This window comes from Xanthomonas sp. WCS2018Noco2-27 (genome assembly GCF_031843525.1).
Classification (GTDB): Bacteria; Pseudomonadota; Gammaproteobacteria; order Xanthomonadales; family Xanthomonadaceae; genus Xanthomonas.
Map to the genome: position 1 here is coordinate 1 of NZ_JAVTIK010000011.1, position 18,590 is coordinate 18,590.

9 protein-coding genes are annotated in these 18,590 nt (G+C 66.2%); 2 read left to right on the forward strand and 7 right to left on the reverse strand.

Annotation, left to right across the window (positions count from 1 at the left end):
* The 3 genes from RQH86_RS16505 to ptsP form a co-directional block, all read right to left on the reverse strand.
* A partial coding sequence (locus tag RQH86_RS16505; protein ID WP_311260731.1) for a fructose-specific PTS transporter subunit EIIC occupies positions 1-1,707 on the reverse strand: 1,707 nt, incomplete at its 3' end.
* 150 nt (positions 1,708-1,857) lie between these two features.
* Positions 1,858-2,814 carry a 1-phosphofructokinase gene (gene pfkB / locus RQH86_RS16510; protein WP_311240267.1) on the reverse strand — a complete coding sequence of 319 codons (957 nt, stop codon included), beginning with the start codon at positions 2,812-2,814 and terminating at the stop codon, positions 1,858-1,860.
* Positions 2,811-5,327 (reverse strand): phosphoenolpyruvate--protein phosphotransferase, encoded by a 2,517-nt coding sequence (ptsP, locus tag RQH86_RS16515; protein ID WP_311240268.1) that lies wholly within the window; start codon positions 5,325-5,327, stop codon positions 2,811-2,813. The genes pfkB and ptsP overlap by 4 nt, the downstream gene beginning before the upstream one ends.
* Positions 5,328-5,488: 161 nt before the next feature.
* Between ptsP and RQH86_RS16520 the strand changes: the two genes are divergently transcribed.
* The gene (locus tag RQH86_RS16520) at positions 5,489-6,487 is read left to right on the forward strand and encodes a LacI family DNA-binding transcriptional regulator (protein WP_311240269.1); all 999 of its coding nucleotides are present in this window, start codon (positions 5,489-5,491) and stop codon (positions 6,485-6,487) included.
* Positions 6,488-6,943: 456 nt separating this feature from the next.
* Here the strand turns inward: RQH86_RS16520 and RQH86_RS16525 are convergent, their stop codons facing one another.
* From RQH86_RS16525 to RQH86_RS16535, 3 genes are read right to left on the reverse strand one after another with little or no spacing between them, the layout of a single operon-like run.
* Positions 6,944-10,114 carry a multidrug efflux RND transporter permease subunit gene (locus tag RQH86_RS16525; protein WP_055851747.1) on the reverse strand — a complete coding sequence of 1,057 codons (3,171 nt, stop codon included), beginning with the start codon at positions 10,112-10,114 and terminating at the stop codon, positions 6,944-6,946.
* Between the two features lie 12 nt (positions 10,115-10,126).
* Positions 10,127-11,443, reverse strand: a complete 1,317-nt coding sequence (locus tag RQH86_RS16530) for an efflux RND transporter periplasmic adaptor subunit (protein WP_311240270.1) — start codon at positions 11,441-11,443, stop codon at positions 10,127-10,129.
* A gap of 14 nt (positions 11,444-11,457) precedes the next feature.
* The gene (locus tag RQH86_RS16535; protein ID WP_055851754.1) at positions 11,458-12,117 is read right to left on the reverse strand and encodes a TetR/AcrR family transcriptional regulator; all 660 of its coding nucleotides are present in this window, start codon (positions 12,115-12,117) and stop codon (positions 11,458-11,460) included.
* A gap of 277 nt (positions 12,118-12,394) precedes the next feature.
* Here RQH86_RS16535 and RQH86_RS16540 point away from each other — a divergent pair, with 277 nt between their 5' ends.
* Positions 12,395-17,404: an NAD-glutamate dehydrogenase domain-containing protein gene (locus RQH86_RS16540; RefSeq protein ID WP_311240271.1), complete on the forward strand. Its 5,010-nt coding sequence runs from the start codon at positions 12,395-12,397 to the stop codon at positions 17,402-17,404.
* 231 nt (positions 17,405-17,635) lie between these two features.
* On the opposite strand, the gene RQH86_RS16545 is transcribed toward RQH86_RS16540, so the two are convergent.
* Complete coding sequence (locus RQH86_RS16545) at positions 17,636-18,424, reverse strand: SDR family oxidoreductase (protein WP_311240272.1); 789 nt, start codon at positions 18,422-18,424, stop codon at positions 17,636-17,638.
* Positions 18,425-18,590: the final 166 nt, after the last annotated feature.

An 18,590-nucleotide genomic window follows, 5' to 3' on the forward strand; every position in this document is an offset into this window, starting at 1 on the left:
GCGCAAGGCAATCGCAGTGACCGCCACGCCGGCCAGCAGTGCCAGCACATACATCGCCAGGTGGGTGACGGCATTGGGAATCAGCAGCACGAAGATGCCGCCATGCGGAGCTTTGAGCTCGGCGCCGACCGACATCGAAATCGCGCCGGCCACGGCCGAGCCGATCATCAGCGCCGGAATGGTGCGCAACGGGTCGCGCGCGGCATACGGGATGGCGCCTTCGGTGACGAAGGCCAGCCCGAGCACGCCGGCGGCGGTGGCCGAGCCGCGTTCTTCGACGGTAAAGCGGTTGCGGAACAGCCAGGTGGCCAGCGCGATGCCCAGCGGCGGTGTCATGCCGGCCACCATGGCGGCGGCCATCGGGGTGTAGACCTGGCTGGCGATCAGGCCGGTGGAAAACGCGTAGGCGGCCTTGTTGACCGGCCCGCCCATGTCGAAAGCCATCATGCCGCCCAGCAACAGGCCCAGCAGCAGCGCGCTGCTACCTTGCATGCCACGCAACCATGCGGTGAGCCAGGCCAGCAGGTCGGCGACCGGTTGGCCGAACACGTACATCATCGCCAGACCGACCAACAGGGTGCCCAGCACCGGCAGGATCAATACCGGCTTGAGTCCTTCCAGGTTGCGCGGCAGCTTGATGTAGCGGTTGAGCGCGGCCACGCCGTAGCCGGCGATGAAGCCGGCGATGATGCCGCCGAGGAAACCGGCATTGAGATTGGCCGCGACCAGCCCGCCAATCATGCCGGGCGCGATGCCGGGGCGGTCGGCGATGGAGTAGGCGATGTAACCGGCCAGCGCGGGAACCATCAAGGTGAAGCCGGCCTTGGCGCCGATCTGGAACAGCGACCAGGCCAGCGTGCCCTGATGCGCGTCGTCGCCGGCATAGATGCCGCCCAGCGCGAAGGCCAGCGCGATCAACAGGCCGCCGGCAGTGACGAACGGCAGCATGAACGACACACCGGTCATCAGGTGCTTGTAGGCGCCGGTGCGACCGTTGCCTTTGTTGTCCGATGTGGCGCTGGCGCCTGCGACCGGGGCTGCGCCGCCCTGTACGCCGGCCTCGGCCAGCGCCTTCTGGATGAGTGCCGGGCCATCGTTGATTGCCGGCTTGGTGCCGCTCTTGAACAGCCGCTTGCCACCGAAACGGGCCAGGTCCACTTCGCGGTCGGCAGCGATGATGACGACGTCGGCCGCGCGGATTTCCTCGTCGGTCAATGCGTCCTGCGCGCCGACCGAGCCCTGCGTTTCCACGCGCATCTGATAGCCGAGCTTCTTTGCGGCCTGCTGCAGGCCTTCGGCGGCCATGAAGGTGTGCGCGATGCCGGTGGGGCAGGAGGTGATCGCAACGATGCGTTTGCCGCCTGCGCCGGATGCGTCGGTCGCTGCCGATGTGCTGGTCGTTGCGGTGGGCACGGCGAGCTGGCTGACGGCGGCGGCCGGGTCGTCCAGCACGGCGCCCAGGCTCAGCCGCAGCAGTTGTGCGTCGCCGAAGCGTGCGCTGTCGGCATCGGCATCGCCGACGATCAGGACCTGCGCGGCACCGCTGGCCAGTTCAGTCGGTAGCGCACCGAGCACGCCCTGGTCGCTGCGGATTTCGATCGTCACGCTGCGCCCGGCGGCGGTGGCCGCGCGGCGCAGCGCCTCGGCCGCCAGAACGGCTTCGGTACTGCGTTCGCCGGCGGCGATGACCACGATGGAAGAGGACATGGCAAAACTCCTGCTGTATTGCGGTCGCCGGTGTGGCCGGCGGGGGGAATTGGGGGCGTTACGCGTGCGGGTGGCGCGTGCCGGGACGACTGCGGTCGGAATAGGCCGCGGACACCTGCGTGCCGGTCGCCGCCTTATGGAAGGCAGCGTTCACGACAGCGTCTCGATCACGACTTCGGCCGCGGCACGGCGCACGCCGTCGGCGCTGAGCCTGCGCGCGTCGCCGCTTTCCAGCCGACACATCGAAAACGCCGTGGCCAGCCGTGCGCACTGCTCCAGATCGGTGCTCGCATCCAGCAGCGCAGCGGCCAGGCCGGCCACCATCGCATCGCCTGCGCCAACGCTGCTGCCGTGTGCCAGGCGTGGCGGGCGCGCGATCAGTCGCTGGTCGCGCTGCACGAACAACGCACCGTCGGTGCCCATCGAAATCACCACCAGCTGGATGCCGCGTGCCAGCAGTTCGTGCGCAGCGGCGCTGAGTGCGGCGCGATCGGCGAGCGGGCGGCCGGTCCAGGCTTCCAGTTCGTGGCGATTCGGCTTGACTGCGTAAGGCAGCGCATCGCGTGCTGCGCTCAGTGCGGCCACCAGCGGTGCGCCGCTGGTATCGAGCAGCACGCGTGCACCGGCGGCGCCGGCCTGCGCCTGCAGCTGCGCCCAGCTGTCGTCGGGCAGGCCGGCTGGCAGGCTGCCGGACAACACCACCGGCAGGCCGGGGCGCAGCAGCGGCGCGAGTTGATCGGCAACGCTTTGCAGATGCGCGCTGGTCAGTTGCAGGCCGGGCAGATTGATGTCGGTGGTGTCGTTGCTGCGCGCTTCCACCAGTTTGAGATTGGTGCGGGTTTCGCCGGCCACGCGCTGGCAGTGGTCGACGATGCCGCGCTCGCGGAACAGCGCTTCGAACACGCCGGCATTGCCGCCGCCGAGCACGCCAAGTGCGGCCACATCGGTGCCCCAATCGGCCAGGCACGCAGCCACGTTGATGCCCTTGCCGCCGGCATCGTTACGCACGCTGCTGGCGCGATGCACTGCGCCGGGCTGCAGGCTGTCGAGCCGGATGGTCTGGTCGATCGCCGGATTCAGCGTGACAGTGAGGGCCTGCAAGCTCATGCCATGCCCTCGCGCTTGGCTTCCAAAGCGCGCACTTGCTCGGCGGTTTCGCAATTGAGCGCCTGCTCGGCCAGCTGCTGCAATTGGTCGAGCGAAGATGCCCGCAGGCGCGCCTTTACCGCGGGGATGTCGTTAGGCGTCATCGACAGTTCCTGCACGCCCAGGCCGGCCAGCAGGCTGGCGCCGAACGCATCGCCGGCCAGGCCGCCGCACACGCCAACCCAGCGCTCGTACTTGCGCGCGCCTTCGATGGTGCTGCGGATCATGCGCAGCACCGCCGGATGCAGGCTGTCGGCTTCGGCGGCCAGCTCCGGGTTCTGGCGGTCGATCGCCAGCACGTACTGGGTGAGGTCGTTGGTACCGATCGAGAAGAAGTCCGCGTGCCGCGCCAGCACGTCGGCCTGCGCGGCGGCGGCTGGTACTTCGATCATGATGCCGATCGGAACCTCTGGTGCATCCAGCTCGGCGCGGATGCGTGCGCAGATTTCGCGCAAGGCGATCAGCTCCGGCACCGAGGTGATCATCGGGAACATGATCGACAGCCGCGCACCGTCCTTGGCCGCGCGGTACAGCGCCAGCAACTGCGGCTCCAGCAGGTCGGGGCGACGCAGCAGCAGGCGCGCGCCACGCACGCCCAGGAACGGGTTTTCTTCGTGCGGCAATTCCAGATGCGCCACCTGCTTGTCGCCGCCGATGTCCAGCGCACGCACGATCAACGGGCGGCCGTCCAAGGCCTGCGCCATGGCGCGATAAGTCGCGTACTGCTCGTCTTCGGTAGGCGTGCTGCCGCTTTCCAGGAACAGGAACTCGGTGCGCATCAGGCCGACGCCTTCGGCACCTTGGGTGAGTGCCATCGCCACCTGGTCGGGCAGGTTGACGTTGGCGCCGATGTCGATGTGGTGGCCGTCGGTGGTTTCGGCCGGCAAGGCGCGCTGTGCGGCTTCGCGCTCGCGGATGGCCTGTTGTTCGGCGATGTGGGTGCGTGCCGCGTCCAGATCCTGCGCGGACGGGTTGATGTACAGGCGCCCGCTGCTGCCGTCGATGATGGCGGTGGCGCCGTCTTCGATCTCCAGCAACTGGCCGCCGGCCGCGACCAGCGCCGGCAGGCCCAGGGTGCGCGACAGGATCGCGGTGTGCGAGGTCGGGCCGCCCTGTGCGGTGGCCAGGCCGAACACACGTGCGGTGTCCAGGTTGGCGGTGTCCGACGGCGACAGGTCGCTGGCCAGCAGGATGCAGGGCTGGTCGGGCAAATCAGTCAGGCCGGCGCCCGCTGCAGATGGGTCGAGCTGGGCCAGCACGCGGCGGCCGACATCGCGCAGGTCGGCCGCGCGGCCGGCCAGCACCGGGTTGCCCAGCGCGGCCAGGCCGGAGGCGATCTGTTCCACTGCCTGGTGCCAGGACCACGCCACGCCATGGCCTTCGACCATCAGCTGGCAGGTGCGGGTGATCAGGTCAGTGTCGTTGAGCAGCTCGGCCTGGGCCTTGAAGATGGCCGCGTCCGAGGCGCCGAGACGGCGCTGGGTGTCGTCCTGGATCGCCGCCAGCTGCTGGCGGGTGCGGGTCAGCGCATCGTGCAGCTGTGCGCCGCCATCGCCCAGGCCGACCGGCTGATCGGCCACCTCGGTCTGCGCCGCACGCAGGCGGTGCACGATGCCGATCGCCACGCCCGGGCTGGCGCCGATGCCGACGATGGCCGGCTGCGCCTGCGGCGGGGTCCAGCCGACCACCGGTGCGGCGCGGCGTTGCGCGGCACGTTCGGCATCGGCCTTTTCCTGTGCGGTCAGGCTGTCCATCACCGCGCGCAGGCGCTTGAGCAGCGCCGCCGCATCGTTGCCTTCGGCCGAGACGGTGATGCTGTCGCCGGCACGCAGGCCCAGCTGCAGCAGGCCGACCAGGCTCTTGGCATCGGCGGCCTGGTCGCCGGCACGCACCTGCGCACGCGCAGAGAAGCCGCGCGCGGTTTCGGCCCAGCGCGTGGCCGGGCGCGCATGCAGGCCGCTGGGGTAGGCGATGGTCCACTCGAAGCGCTCGGCCAGATCGGTGGCCGGCGCGGCGCTGGTGTCGGGCGCGCGGTCGCCGGTGAGCGCGGCCACGATCACGCCGGGGTCGTCGGTGGTGAACAGCGCTTCCAGCTGCGCCGGGTCCTGGATCAACCGGGTCAGCCGGCGCAGCAGGGTGATATGGGTGTCGGACTGTGCGGCGATGCCCACCACCAGCCGGGTGATCTGGCCGGGGTTCCATTCCACGCCCTCGGGCAGCTGCAGCACCGCAATCCCGTCGCGGTGCACCAGGTGACGGTCTTCGCCCACCCCGTGCGGGATGGCCAGGCCATGGCCCAGGAAGGTATTCGCCAGGCCTTCGCGGCGGCGCATGCTGGCGTCGTAACCGGGTGCCACGCAGCCGGCGGCGACCAGCAGTTGCGCAGCCTGGGCGATGGCATCGTCCTTGTCGCGGGCGTGGGCACGCAGGCGGATGAGCTCGGGAGTGACGGGGGCTGGCGACGGAGAAGACAAGGCGGGCTCCGATGGGGGGATCAGGCTGGGAAGTATAGTGGGAACGTTCCCACGATCCAGGTCAATGTGCAGTGCACAAAATCCTTATAGTGCTTTCGGGTTAGCATCGGAACTGACACCGCGCCTGGGTCAGGTGCGCAAATGGAGCGGGAACGGTCCCAGTGAGTATCAGCATCAATGACGTGGCCCGGGTGGCCGGTGTGTCCAAGTCCACAGTCTCGCGCGCGCTGGGCACCGGCCCGGTGAGCCAGGAGGTGCGTGCCAAGGTCGAGGCGGCCGTCCGTCAGACCGGTTACCGCCCCAATCTGATGGCGCGGCGATTGCGATCCCAGCAGTCCGGCATCCTCGGCGTGATCGTGGCCGATATCCGCAACCCGTACTTCACGTCCCTGATCCGTGCGGTGGAAGAGGTCGCTTACCGTGCCGGTATGCGCGTCACCCTGTGCAATACCGATGAAGATCCCGAGCGCGAGGCGCTGTATCTGGAGCTGATGCAGGAAGAACGCATCACCGGGCTGATTTTTGCCCCGACCCGGGTGACGGTGGGGCGCATGCACGAACTGGCCCTGGATTACCCCACGGTGCTGGTGGACCGTGCCGGCGCCGGCAGCCGCTACGACAGCGTGGTACTGGATAACGCCGCGGCGATGGGCGAGTTGGTCACGCACCTGCAGGCGCAGGGGTACCGACGCATCGGTGGGTTGTTCGGCAGCACCAGCACCACCGCGGCCGAGCGCCGCGACGGCTATCTGGCGGCGATGCGGATGCAAGGACTGACCCCGGACTACCGCGAAGTGGCGCCGACCGCCGAAGCGGCGATTGTCGAATTGGAACAGTGGCTGGCAAGCGACAGCCGGCCCGAAGCCATCGTCACCAGTAATAGCCTGCTGCTGATGGGCGCATTGAAAGCCGCGCGTACCGCCGGCCTGCGGCTGCCGCAGGACCTGGCCCTGGCCGGCTTCGACAACGAGCGCTGGACCGACCTGGTCGAACCGGGCATCACCGTGGTCGAACAGCCAGTCGAAGACATGGGCCGCGCCGCGATGTCGTTGCTGCTGGAACGCCTGAGCAACCCGCAGCTACCGATCCGCCGCATGGTCATGACCGGGCGTTGCGTGGTGCGCGGTTCGACCGCTGCCCGCAAATCCGATCGGACGTAGCGAGCGATACACCACCGTAGGAGCGCACCCGGGCGCGACCCAGCGTTACCGCCAGCCCTGATCGCGGTCGATCAAGCCCCATCGCGCCCAGGTGCGCTCCTACAGTGCAGTGCCAGTGCGGATCGCAACAATGCCAGTGCGGATCGCAATGCATGTGCGAGTGACGACCTGCGCATGACGTGCGCTGGCGTTTCCGAGCATCGCCATCTCGTAGGAGCGCACCTGGGCGCGACGGGCGTTACCGGTAGAGCGTTCGCGCCCGGGTGCGCTCCTGCAGTGCAGTGCCAGGGCAGATCGCAACAATGCCAGCGCCGGTCGCACTGCATGTGGGGGGTAGCGACCTGCGCGGCAGGTTGCTAGTGCGGGTGCCTGCGGTGTGCTGCCCCATGCCAAGGACAGCACAACAAAAAAGCCCCGGCATTGCCGGGGCTTTTCGTCTTGCAATCAACCGATCGATCAACGATCCGGACGGTGCGTGCCGGAGTCGTTCTGTGCGACCAGATATTCCTTGGACTGCTCGTCCAGCTTGTCGCCCAGCATGCGGCGCACCACCACGAAGAACAGCGGGATGAAGATCACGCCGAGCACGGTGGCGAACACCATGCCGCCGATCACGCCGGTGCCGATGGAGTGACGCGAGTTGGCGCCGGCACCGGTGGAGATCGCCAGCGGCAACACACCCAGGATGAAGGCGAACGAGGTCATCAGGATCGGGCGGAAACGCAGATGCGCCGCTTCCAGGGTCGCCTCGCGCAGGGTCTTGCCCGCCGCGCGCTGCTCCACCGCAAATTCCACGATCAGGATCGCGTTCTTTGCCGCCAGACCAATCACCGTGATCATGCCGATCTTGAAGTACAGATCGTTCGGCAGACCGCGCAGCATCGAGAACACGATTGCACCCAGCACGCCGATCGGCACCACCATCAGCACCGCCACCGGAATCGACCAGCTCTCGTAGAGTGCGGCCAGGCACAGGAACACCACCACCACCGACAACGCCAGCAGCAGCGTCGCCGCGTTACCGGCAATGATTTCCTGGTACGACATGCCGCTCCAGTCGAAACCGAAGCCCGGCGGCAGATCGTTGTTGACGATCTCTTCCATCGCCGTCATCGCCTGACCGGAGCTACCGCCCGGGGCAGGGTTACCGACGATGTTCACCGCCGAATAGCCGTTGTAGCGATTCAGCGCCGGCGAGGCGTACGTCCATTCGGCCTTGACCACGTTGCTCAGCGGAATCATGCCGGGCTGGCCATCGGCACCCACCGCTGTCGTGCTCGGGCTGAAGAAGTTGCGCAGCGACTCGGGGCCGGTACGGAACTGATCGTCGGCACGGATGTTGACGCGCTTGATGCGGCCTTCGGAGAAATAGTCGTTGACGTACACCGGTGCCAGCATCAGCTGGATCGAGCTGTAGATGTCGCTGACTTCCAGGCCCATCGACTGCGCCTGCACGCGGTCCACATGCAACTGCAACTGCGGCGAATTTTCCAGGCCGTTCGGGCGCACGCCTACCATGGTGTCGGCCTTTTGCGCTGCCTTGCCGAGCACGATGTTGCGCGCCTGGGTCAAGGCTTCCTGGCCTGCGCCGGAGCGATCCTGCAGCCACATGTCGAAGCCGCCGAACTGGCCAAGGCCCTGTACGGTCGGCAGGTTGACCACGAAGATCTGCGCGCCCTTGATGCCGTAGAAGGCACCGTTGAGTTGCTGGATCAATTGCTCGGCAGTGACGTCACGCTCGTCCCACGGCTTGAGCCGGATGAAGCCCATGCCAACGTTTTCGCCCGAGCCCAGGAAGCTGAAACCGGCAATCTGCAGCATGCCTTCCACGGCCGGCTGCTTTTCCAGCACCGCACGCATTTGCGCAAACGCTTCGTTGGTGCGGATCTTGGTGGCGCCCGGCGGCAACTGCACGATGGCCACCGCAAAGCCCTGGTCTTCTTCCGGCAGGAAGCTGCCCGGCATGCGGGTGAACAGGAAGCCGCACAGCACCACCAGCACCACGAACACGATCATCCACGGCGGCGAGCGCTTCAGCGTGTGACCCACCACGCCGACATAGCGATGCGCCAGCTTGTCGTAGTACTTATCGAAAGTGCGGTAGACCCAGTTCTTCTTGTCCGAATGGGTGGGCTTGAGGAAGCTGGCGCACAAGGCCGGCGTAAAGGTCAGCGCCAGGAACGCGGAGAAACCCATCGACATGGCGATGGTCAGCGCGAACTGCTTGTAGATCGCGCCGGAGGCGCCGGGCTGCAGCGAGGAGGGGATGAACACCGCCGCCAGCACCACGGTGATGGCCACCACCGCGCCGGTGATCTGGGTCATCGCCTTCTGCGTGGCCGCCTTCGGCTCCAGATGCTCCTCGCTCATGATGCGTTCGACGTTCTCGATCACCACGATCGCATCGTCCACCACGATGCCGATCGCCAGCACCATCGCAAACAGGGTGAGCTGGTTGATGGTGAAGCCGATGGCGTACATGCCGAAGAAGGTGCCCAGCAGTGCCACCGGAATCACCAGGGTCGGGATGACCGTGGCGCGGAAGTTCTGCAGGAACAGCAGCATCACCAGGAACACCAGCACGATGGCTTCCACCAGCGTGTGCACCACTTCCTCGATGGAGATGCGCACGAAGGTGGTCGATTCGTACGGCGCAAACCAGGTCACGCCCTGCGGGAAGGTGGGCTGCAGTTCGTCGAGCTTGGCACCGACCGCCTCGGACACGTTCAGTGCGTTGGCGCCCGGCAGCAACTGGATGCCGAAGGCACCGGTGGGCTTGCCGTTGTACTGGGTATCGAAGCCGTAGTTGCTTGGCCCCACGGTGACCCGCGCGACATCCTTCAGGCGCACCGTTGCACCGTTGTTGTCGGTGCGCAGGATGATGTTCTCAAACTCTTCCGGCGAGCTGAAACGCCCTTCCGCCGATACCGTGGCAGTGAAGCTGATGCCTTGCGGCGTGGGGTCGGCACCGACCGAACCGGCCGCGAACTGCACGTTCTGGTTACGTACCGCGGTCAGCACCTGGGTGGCCGACAGGTTGTAGCCCTGCAGCTTCTCCGGGTTCAACCAGATGTTCATCGCGTACTCGGCGCCGAACTGGTTGGTGCTGCCGACGCCGGGAACGCGCGAAATCTGCTCGAGCACGCGCGAGCCGACGATGTCGTTAAGCGCATCGCGGTTGATCGACGGATTGTCCGACCGCAGTGCCGCCACCATCAGGAAGCCGGCGTTGGCCTTGGCCACCACCACACCCTGCTGGGTGACTTCGGACGGCAGGCGCGGCGTGGCCAACGACACCTTGTTCTGCACCTGCACCTGCGCGATATCCGCGTCGGTGCCGGTTTCGAAGGTCAGGGTGATGGTCACGCGGCCGTTGGAGGCCGACGAGGAGTTGAAGTACAGCAGGTGGTCGATACCGGTGAGCTGCTGCTCGATGACCTGCGTCACCGCTTTTTCGGCGGTATCGGCGCTGGCACCGGGGAAGTTGGCGGTGACGGTGACCTGCGGCGGGGCGATCGTGGGGTACGACTCGATACCCAGATTCAGGATCGAGATCACGCCCGCAAGCGAGATCAGGATCGCCACCACCCAGGCAAAGATCGGGTGTTCGATAAAAAACTTAGGCATGTCCGGGTTCCGTCACTGCTGCTTTGACTGGGAGTCGGCCGGTTGCGCGGCCGCATCCTGCTTGGGCTGTTCCTGCGCTGCCGGCGCCGCGGCATCGGCTGCGTTTGCAGCCGGTGCGGCCTTCGCATCGTCAGCCTGGCCTGCGGCCGGAGCCGCGCCAGGTGCACCGGGCTGACCCGGCTGGCCACCGGCGGCCGGCTTGTTCGGATCCCACAGCACGCCCTTGGCCGGCTGACCTTCCTTGGCCTTCTGCACGCCATCGACAATGATCTGGTCGCCCGGGGTCACGCCGCCGGTCACGATCCACTGGCCCTTTTGCTGGCCGTCGACAGTGAGGTTCTTGCGCACCACCTTGCCGTCCTTGCCCAGCACCAATGCATAGGCGCCCATCGCATCGCGCTGCAGCGCCTGCTGCGGCAGCAGGTAGGCATTGTTGCGCTGCCCCAGGCTGGCCTTGAAGGTGACGAATGCGCCCGGCAGCAGCGCCAGTTCCGGGTTGGGCAGGGTCGCGCGCAGCGACACCGCACCGGTGCTCGGGTCCACCGTCACTGCCGACACGTCCAGCGTGCCGGGGTGCGGGTACAGAGTGCCGTTGCCCAGCTCCACGTTGATGGTGGACTTGCCGTCGCCGCTGAGCTGCACGTTGCCGCTGCTCTGCGCCTGGCGTAGCGCGGCGAGTTCTTCGCTGCTCATCGCAAAGTTCACGTACAGCGGGTCGATCTGGTCGACCGTGGTCAGCAGGGTGGCTTCACCCGAGCCGACCAGCGCGCCTTCGGTGACCCGCTGAATGCCGGCACGGCCGGTGATCGGCGAGGTGACGCTGGCGAAGCTGAGCTGGATGCGGGCGGACTCGACCAGGCCACGCGCCTGCTGCACGTTGGCGCCGGAGGAGCGCTCGGTGGCTTCGGCGTTGTCGATGTCGGCGCGCGAGACGTATTGCTGCGGCGCCAGGCTGCGCGCGCGCTTGGCGGCGACCTGGGCGTTGGCGTAGGTCGCCTGCGCGGCGGCCAGCTGGCCCTGCGCCTGCAACAGCGTGGCACGCAGCGGCATCGGGTCGATCTCGAACAGCGGCTGGCCTTCCTTGACGTCGGTGCCTTCGGTGTACAAGCGCTTGAGCAGCACGCCGTCCACGCGGGCGCGCACGTCGGCCGAGCGGAACGCCGACAGGCGACCTACCAGGTCGCGCTCCAGGGGCAGCGTCTGCGGCTTCATTTCCAGCACCGACACTTCCGGCGGCGGCGGCGCCTGCTGTTGTTCGGGCTTGCTGCAGGCAGCGAGCGCCACGGTGATGGCCAAGGCCAGGCCGAAGGTGCGGAGCGGGGCAATCATCAGGAGGAACTCCGTTAGGGTCTTGAAGTGAGAAGAGCAAGCGGGGCCAGCGCAGGCGCGGCGTTGGCCGCGGCAAACGCCCGCAAAAAGGTATCGACGGCGAACTGCGCCCACTGCTGCCTGGCGGCAAGGCCGGCGCGATGGGGAACCTGAAACCGTTGGCGATCGAAATCCAGCCCGACGATCATGCTGAGCAGCAGCTCGGCCATGAAGTGCGGATCGTCATGGCGCAGCTGGCCGGCGGCCATCGCTTGCTCGAAGCGATGCGCCAGGCGCTGCTGCATACCGACGACGCCCTCCTGGAAGATCTGCTGGGATTGATCGGGGAACCGGTGCGACTCGGCTTCCACCAAACGACAGGTCTGTAACACATCCGGGCTGTTGAGGCGGTCAAGATGGGCCAGCGCGAAGGCCAGCAGATCTTCGCGCAGATCGCCGGACACCGCGTCCAGCGGTACCGTGGCCAGGTGCACGTGGTCCTGCAGGACATCGCGCAGCAGATTCTCTTTACAACCGTAATAGCTGTAGAGCGTTTGCTTGGAACAGCCGGCGCGCTCGGCCACCGCGTCCATGCTCAGCCGCATGCCGCGCTCGGCAAGCAACGTATGCACGGCAGCATGGATGCGGCGATCGCAGTCCGAACGCCGGGCAGCACGGGGGGAACGAGGAGTCATGGCGGTAGACTATACCGTCCAGTTTAGTTTTTAAACAGCCTTGACGATCGCAGTTTGGTCTGCGCAACGCCTTGTGTGCCAAGCATTCGACCGGACTTTGCCGGATCTGGCGATCCAGCGACCCTGCGGCCGGCCAGGGGTGGGGAAACTACAGAGCCATACGGCTTTTGCGCCACTGCCGCGCCTGCTACGTGCCGTGCATTTGCGCTATGCAGCAAGGCGTTGTCACGGCGCATCGGTACAATTCAGGTTTTCCACCGAGCATCCCAGCTCTCTCATGACAGCCAAGAAAGCCGCTTCGAAATCGTCCACGACGTCGGTCAAACCGGTCGCCGAACGTGCCGTCCCCGTGCTTGCCACCGAACCGCAGGCGGTCACCCTCGAGCCGGTGTTTGCCGCGTTGCGCAAGCGCTACCCGGCGGCCCGACAGTCCGAGGTCCAGTTGTTCGCGGCCGATTTCTATCGGCGCATGGAAGAGGACGAGTTCCCGAACCATCCGCCCGAGCAGTGGGCGGCGTTGGCGGCCGACATGCTGGAATTTGCGCGCGTGCGCAAAGCCGGCACGGTCAATGTGCGGGTGTTCAACCCGGCCCTGAAGAGCCATGGCTACGAGTCGCCGCATACGCTGCTGCAGATCGTCAACGACGACATGCCGTTCCTGGTGGACTCGGTCAGCATGACCTTGTCGGACCTGGGCATCGGCGTGCATGTGCTCGGCCACCCGGTGCTGCGCATCGCGCGCGACAAGGCCGGCAAGCTGACCGCGGTGGGCGAGGGCAAGAGCGAATCGTTGATGGTGCTGGAGATCGACCGCCAGCCGGCCGATGAGATGGCCAAGGTGGAAGCGGCGGTGCGCAAGGTGCTGGGCGAAGTGCGCGCCATCGTGCACGACTGGGCCTCGATGCGCGAAAAGATGGTGATGCTGGCCGACGATCTGGCCACCCGCCGCCTGCCGATCGACGACATCAGCCGCCATGAAGCGCAGGAGTTCTTGCGCTGGGCTGCTGCCGACCATTTCACCTTCTTCGGCTACCGCGAGTACCGCGTGGAGAAGCAGGGCGGCCAGGACGTGCTGGCACCGGTGGAAGAAACCGGCCTGGGCCTGATGCGCGGCCACGACACCTCGCCGGCGCGCCCGGTGACCACGCTGGCGGCGCATGGCTTGAATGCGTCGTCCAAGCGCAAGGACGCGTTGATCCTGACCAAGACCAATGCACGTTCGCGCGTGCATCGCGTTGGCTACATGGATTACATCGGCATCCTGGAATTCGATGGCAAGGGCCGTATCGTCGGCGAGCAGCGCTTCCTGGGCCTGTTTACCTCCAGCGCCTACAACCGCCGTCCGTGGGAAATTCCGCTGGTGCGGCAGCGCCACGAATACGTGATGAGCAAGTCGGGGCTGACCCCGAGCAGCCATAGCGGCAAGGCGTTGCGGCATATCCTTGAGACGCTGCCGCGCGAAGAGTTGTTCCAGTCCAACGAAGAAGAGCTGTACCGCACCGCGATCGGCATCCTGGGCTTGCAGGAGCGCGTGCGTAGCCGCATGTTCCTGCGCCGCGACAAGTACAGCCGCTTCATTTCTGCGCTGGTGTACATCCCGCGCGAGCGCTTCAACACCGATGTGCGGTTGCGCATCGAAGGGCTGTTGAAAGACGCGTTGCACGGCGAATACATCGATTCGTCGGTGGTGCTGGGCGAGTCGCCGCTGGCGCAGCTGCATCTGATCGTGCGGCCCAAGAGCGGCGAAGCGCTGGAGTTCAACACCACCGAACTCGAATCGCGCCTGGCGCATCTGCTGCGCAACTGGCGCGATGCCCTGCGCGAAGCGCTGGTGGCACGTCACGGCGAGGCCAATGGCCTGCGCATGGCCGCCAATTTCGGCCGCGCGCTGCCGGCCGGCTACATCGAAGAGTCGTCGATCGAATCGGCGGTGTCCGACGTCGAACATCTGGCAACCCTGGATGGCCCGGACGATCTGCATCTGAGCCTGCAGGAAATCCGTCGCGACGACGGCGTGCGGCTGGATGCCGGCGAAGGCCTGCGTTTGAAGTTGTACCGTCAGCTCGACGACATCCCGCTGTCGGATGCGATGCCGATGATGGAAAACATGGGCCTGCGCGTGATCTCCGAGCGGCCGTATCGGCTGCAGGTGGGCGAGACGCCGGTCTATATCCAGGATTTCGAAGTCGAATCGACCGCGGGCAAGATCGACGCCGCGCATGCCGATGCCGGTTTCGGCGAAGCGTTCGAGCGTATCTGGAATGGCGATGCCGAAAACGACGGCTTCAACCGTCTGATCCTGGCCGCCGGTCTGCACTGGCGCCAGGTCGCATTGCTGCGTGGTTACTGCAAGTATCTGCTGCAGACCGCGGTGCCGTTCTCGCAGGCTTACGTCGAAGCCACGTTCACCCGCTATCCGTTGCTGGCACGGCTGTTGGTGGAACTGTTCGAAGCGCGCTTCGACCCGTCTACCGGCAGCGAAACCAAGGCACAGATCTTTGCCGGGCAGGAACGTCTGCGCGAAGAATTGTTCGCGCTGGCAGGTAGCGACGAGGCCACGCGCAAGGCGCTGGAACCGGTGCTCGCGGCACGCGGCGGCGACCGCACTGCGCAGCAGGAGGCCACCCGCGCCACCTTGCTCAAGCTGATGGACCGTGTGTCCAGCCTGGACGAAGACCGCATCCTGCGCAGCTTCATCGACGTGATCGATGCCACGCTGCGCACCAACTACTACCAGACCGACAAGCACGGCAAGTACGGCCATTGCATCAGCTTCAAGCTGGATTCGGCGATCGTGCCGGACCTGCCCAAGCCGCGTCCGTATCGCGAAATCTTCGTCTACGGTCCGCGCGTGGAGGGCGTGCATCTGCGCTTTGGCGCAGTGGCGCGTGGCGGCTTGCGCTGGTCGGACCGTCGCGAGGATTTCCGCACCGAGGTGCTGGGCCTGGTCAAGGCGCAGATGGTCAAGAACACCGTCATCGTGCCGGTCGGCGCCAAGGGCGGTTTCTACGTCAAGCGCTCGCCGGTCGGTGGCGATCGTGACGCGATCCAGGCCGAAGGCATCGCCTGCTACAAGCTGTTCATCCAGGGCCTGCTCGACATCACCGACAACATCGTCGGTGGCAAGATCGTGCCGCCGCCGCAGGTGGTGCGCCACGATCAGGACGACCCGTATCTGGTGGTCGCCGCCGACAAGGGCACGGCGACGTTCTCCGACATCGCCAATGGCCTGGCGCTGGATCATGGCTTCTGGCTGGGCGATGCGTTCGCCTCTGGCGGCTCGGTCGGCTACGACCACAAGGGCATGGGCATCACCGCGCGTGGCGCGTGGGAGTCGGTCAAGCGCCACTTCCGTGCGATGGGCCGCGATTGCCAGAGCCAGGACTTCAGCGTGGCCGGCATCGGCGACATGTCCGGCGACGTGTTCGGCAACGGCATGCTGCTTTCAACGCATATCCGCCTGCTGGCCGCGTTCGATCACCGGCATATCTTCCTCGACCCGTCGCCGGATGCGGCTGCCTCGTTCGCCGAACGCGAGCGCCTGTTCAAGCTGCCGCGTTCCAGCTGGGCCGATTACGACGCCAAGCTGATCAGCGCCGGCGGCGGTATTTATCCGCGCACGTTGAAGTCGATCGACATCAGCGCGCCGGTGCGTGAGGCGCTGGGGCTTGAGGCCAACGTCAAGCAGCTCTCGCCCAACGCCCTGATGAACGCCATCCTCAAGGCGCCGGTGGACCTGTTCTGGAACGGCGGTATCGGCACCTACGTCAAGGCCTCCAGCGAATCGCATGCCGATGTGGGCGATCGCGCCAACAACGGCTTGCGCGTCAACGGCGGCGAGCTGCGCTGCAAGGTGGTGGGCGAGGGCGGCAATCTGGGTCTGACTCAGCTGGGCCGCATCGAAGCGGCGCAGACCGGCGTGTTGCTCAACACCGACTTCATCGACAACTCGGCCGGCGTGGACACCTCCGATCACGAGGTGAACATCAAGATCCTGCTCAACGACATGGTGCAGGCCAAGAAGCTCACCTACGACGCACGCAACAAGCTGCTGGCGTCGATGACCGACGAAGTGGCCGACCTGGTGCTGTGGGACAACTATCGCCAGAACCAGGCGATCAGCTTGATGGAGCGCATGAGCGTCAAGCGCTTGGGTTCCAAGCAGCACTTCATCCGCACGCTGGAATTGCAGGGCCTGCTCGATCGCCAGATCGAATTCCTGCCGTCCGATGCAGAACTGTCGGCACGCAAGGCGCGCGGGCAGGGCTTGTCGCGGCCGGAACTGTCGGTGCTGCTGTCGTACTCCAAGCTGGTGGCGTTCCAGCAGCTGCTGGAATCGGATATTCCGGAAGACCCGTATCTGTCCAAGGAATTGCAGCGCTACTTCCCGCAGCCGCTGCAGAAGAAGTACGCCGATGCGATGGAGCGCCATCGCCTCAAGCGCGAAATCATCGCCACCGCGGTCACCAACACCACCATCAATCGCATGGGTGCGACCTTCCTGATGCGCATGCAGGAAGACACCGGCCGCAGCATTGGCGAGGTCGCCAAGGCCTATACCATCAGCCGCGAAACGCTGGACGCGCGCGCACTGTGGACGCAGATCGATGCGCTGGACGGCAAGGTGCCCGAGTCAGTGCAGATCGATGCACTGGAAGTGATCTGGCGCCTGCAACGCTCGTTCGTGCGTTGGCTGTTGCTGCGTCCGGGCCAGATGCCGGGCATCACCGCAGCGGTGGAGCGTTACCACGGCCCGTTCAACGATATCCGGGTGGCGTCGGGCGTGTTGTCCGACACCCAGCGACCGCTGTACGAAGCCAGCGTGCAGGAATGGCAGGACAAGGGCCTGCCGCCGGCACTGGCACAGCAGCTGTCCGAGTTGCGCTATCTGGAACCGGCGTTCGACATCATCGAAACCGCGCGCACCCGCAAGCTCAAGCCGGTGGAAGTGTCCAAGGTGCATTTCCGTCTGGGCGATGCGCTGCGGCTGCCGTGGTTGTTCGAGCAGATCGACGCGCTGGAGGTCAACGGCCGCTGGCATGCGGTGGCACGTGGCGTGCTGCGCGACGAACTGGCCGCGCATCAGCGTGCGCTGGTGGGTCAGGTGCTGACCATGCCCGGCAGCAGTGCCGAGGACAAGGTGGCCAACTGGATGGCACGCGACGATTCCAGCCTGCGCTTCACCCTGGCGATGTTGAGCGATGTGGCCGAGCAGAAGACGCTGGACTATCCGACCGTGTCGGTGGCCGTGCAGCGGTTGGGGCAGTTGGCGGCGCACGGGCTGTAATTAGCGTGCGCGGCATGACGGCAGAGCGATTGCTCCGCCGTCACGCTGCCTGTCATCAGCGGATGAGCTTGTGTTGCCAATGAATAACGCAGAAGGCCGCCCTGGGGCGGCCTTCTGCGTTATTGGATGCGTGCTGATGACGTAGTGAAGCTGTGCGCGCTTGCGCAGGCACGACACAGCATCGCAGGCCCGCACCGTTCGCCATGCGAGCCATGCGGGCAGCAATGCAGCTCAGCTCGTCAGCTGATAGCGCTCTGCGGCGTTTGCCTGCCGGATGTCCGACAGCAAACCCTGGCGCGCGCCATCCAGTGCGTCCCAGCGTTCGGCCACGTGAAGCGGCGGAATGGTGACCAGTTCGCGGCGATCGAAGCCGACCAGCGCGGCGTCGACCAGTTCGTTAACATCCATCAAGTCGCTCAGCGTGTTGATGTCGATACCGGCGCGTTCCCAGATCTCGGTGCGCGTGCCGGCCGGCAAGACGGCCTGCACATACACGCCCTTGGCGCCAAGCTCCACGTGCAGGCCCTGCGACAGGAACAGCACGAAGGCCTTGGTGGCGCCATAGACGCTCATGCCGAATTCGGGCGCAAACCCCACGACCGATCCAATGTTGACGATCGCACCGCTGCCGGACTGCGCAAAGCGCGGCGCAACGGCGGCGGACAGGCGCGTCAACGCGGTGACATTGAGCGCAATCAGGCGGTCGATCGCCTCGGCGTTTTGCTGCACGATGCCGCCCGATTGCGCCATGCCGGCGTTGTTGACCAGGATGCCGATCTGCGCGTCGTCGCGCAGGCGGGTTTCCACGGTGCTCAGGTCGGTCGGCTGGGTCAGGTCGGCCTGCAGCACATCGACGCTGACGCGATGGGTGTCGCACAGGTGCGCGGCCAGGGCGTCCAGCCGTTCCTTGTCGCGTGCGACCAGCACCAGGTTGTGGCCGCGTTGGGCGAAGCGCTCGGCGTAAACAGCACCAATACCGGTGGAGGCGCCAGTGATGAGGACAGCGGGAAGTGCGGTCATGGAAATTCCTTGAGTGAGAGAGGTGGAAAGGCGCACGACGTGGCCGCAAGCGCCCCGGGCGCCGGCCGACGCCTGCACGGTGACGTGTCACCGGGACCATCGCGATGCGACTGGGTCGCGTCAGGTTGCCCAGGGCAGAGGGAGCGGGCAGCGACGCGTGGGCATT

Excerpts from the sequence above, each read along its gene's own strand:
- pfkB (WP_311240267.1), bottom strand. The coding sequence starts at position 2,814 with ATGAGCTTGCAGGCCCTCACTGTCACGCTGAATCCGGCGATCGACCAG.
- RQH86_RS16525 (WP_055851747.1), bottom strand. The coding sequence starts at position 10,114 with ATGCCTAAGTTTTTTATCGAACACCCGATCTTTGCCTGGGTGGTGGCG.
- RQH86_RS16530 (WP_311240270.1), bottom strand. The coding sequence starts at position 11,443 with ATGATTGCCCCGCTCCGCACCTTCGGCCTGGCCTTGGCCATCACCGTG.
- RQH86_RS16535 (WP_055851754.1), bottom strand. The coding sequence starts at position 12,117 with ATGACTCCTCGTTCCCCCCGTGCTGCCCGGCGTTCGGACTGCGATCGC.
- RQH86_RS16540 (WP_311240271.1), top strand. The coding sequence starts at position 12,395 with ATGACAGCCAAGAAAGCCGCTTCGAAATCGTCCACGACGTCGGTCAAA.
- RQH86_RS16545 (WP_311240272.1), bottom strand. The coding sequence starts at position 18,424 with ATGACCGCACTTCCCGCTGTCCTCATCACTGGCGCCTCCACCGGTATT.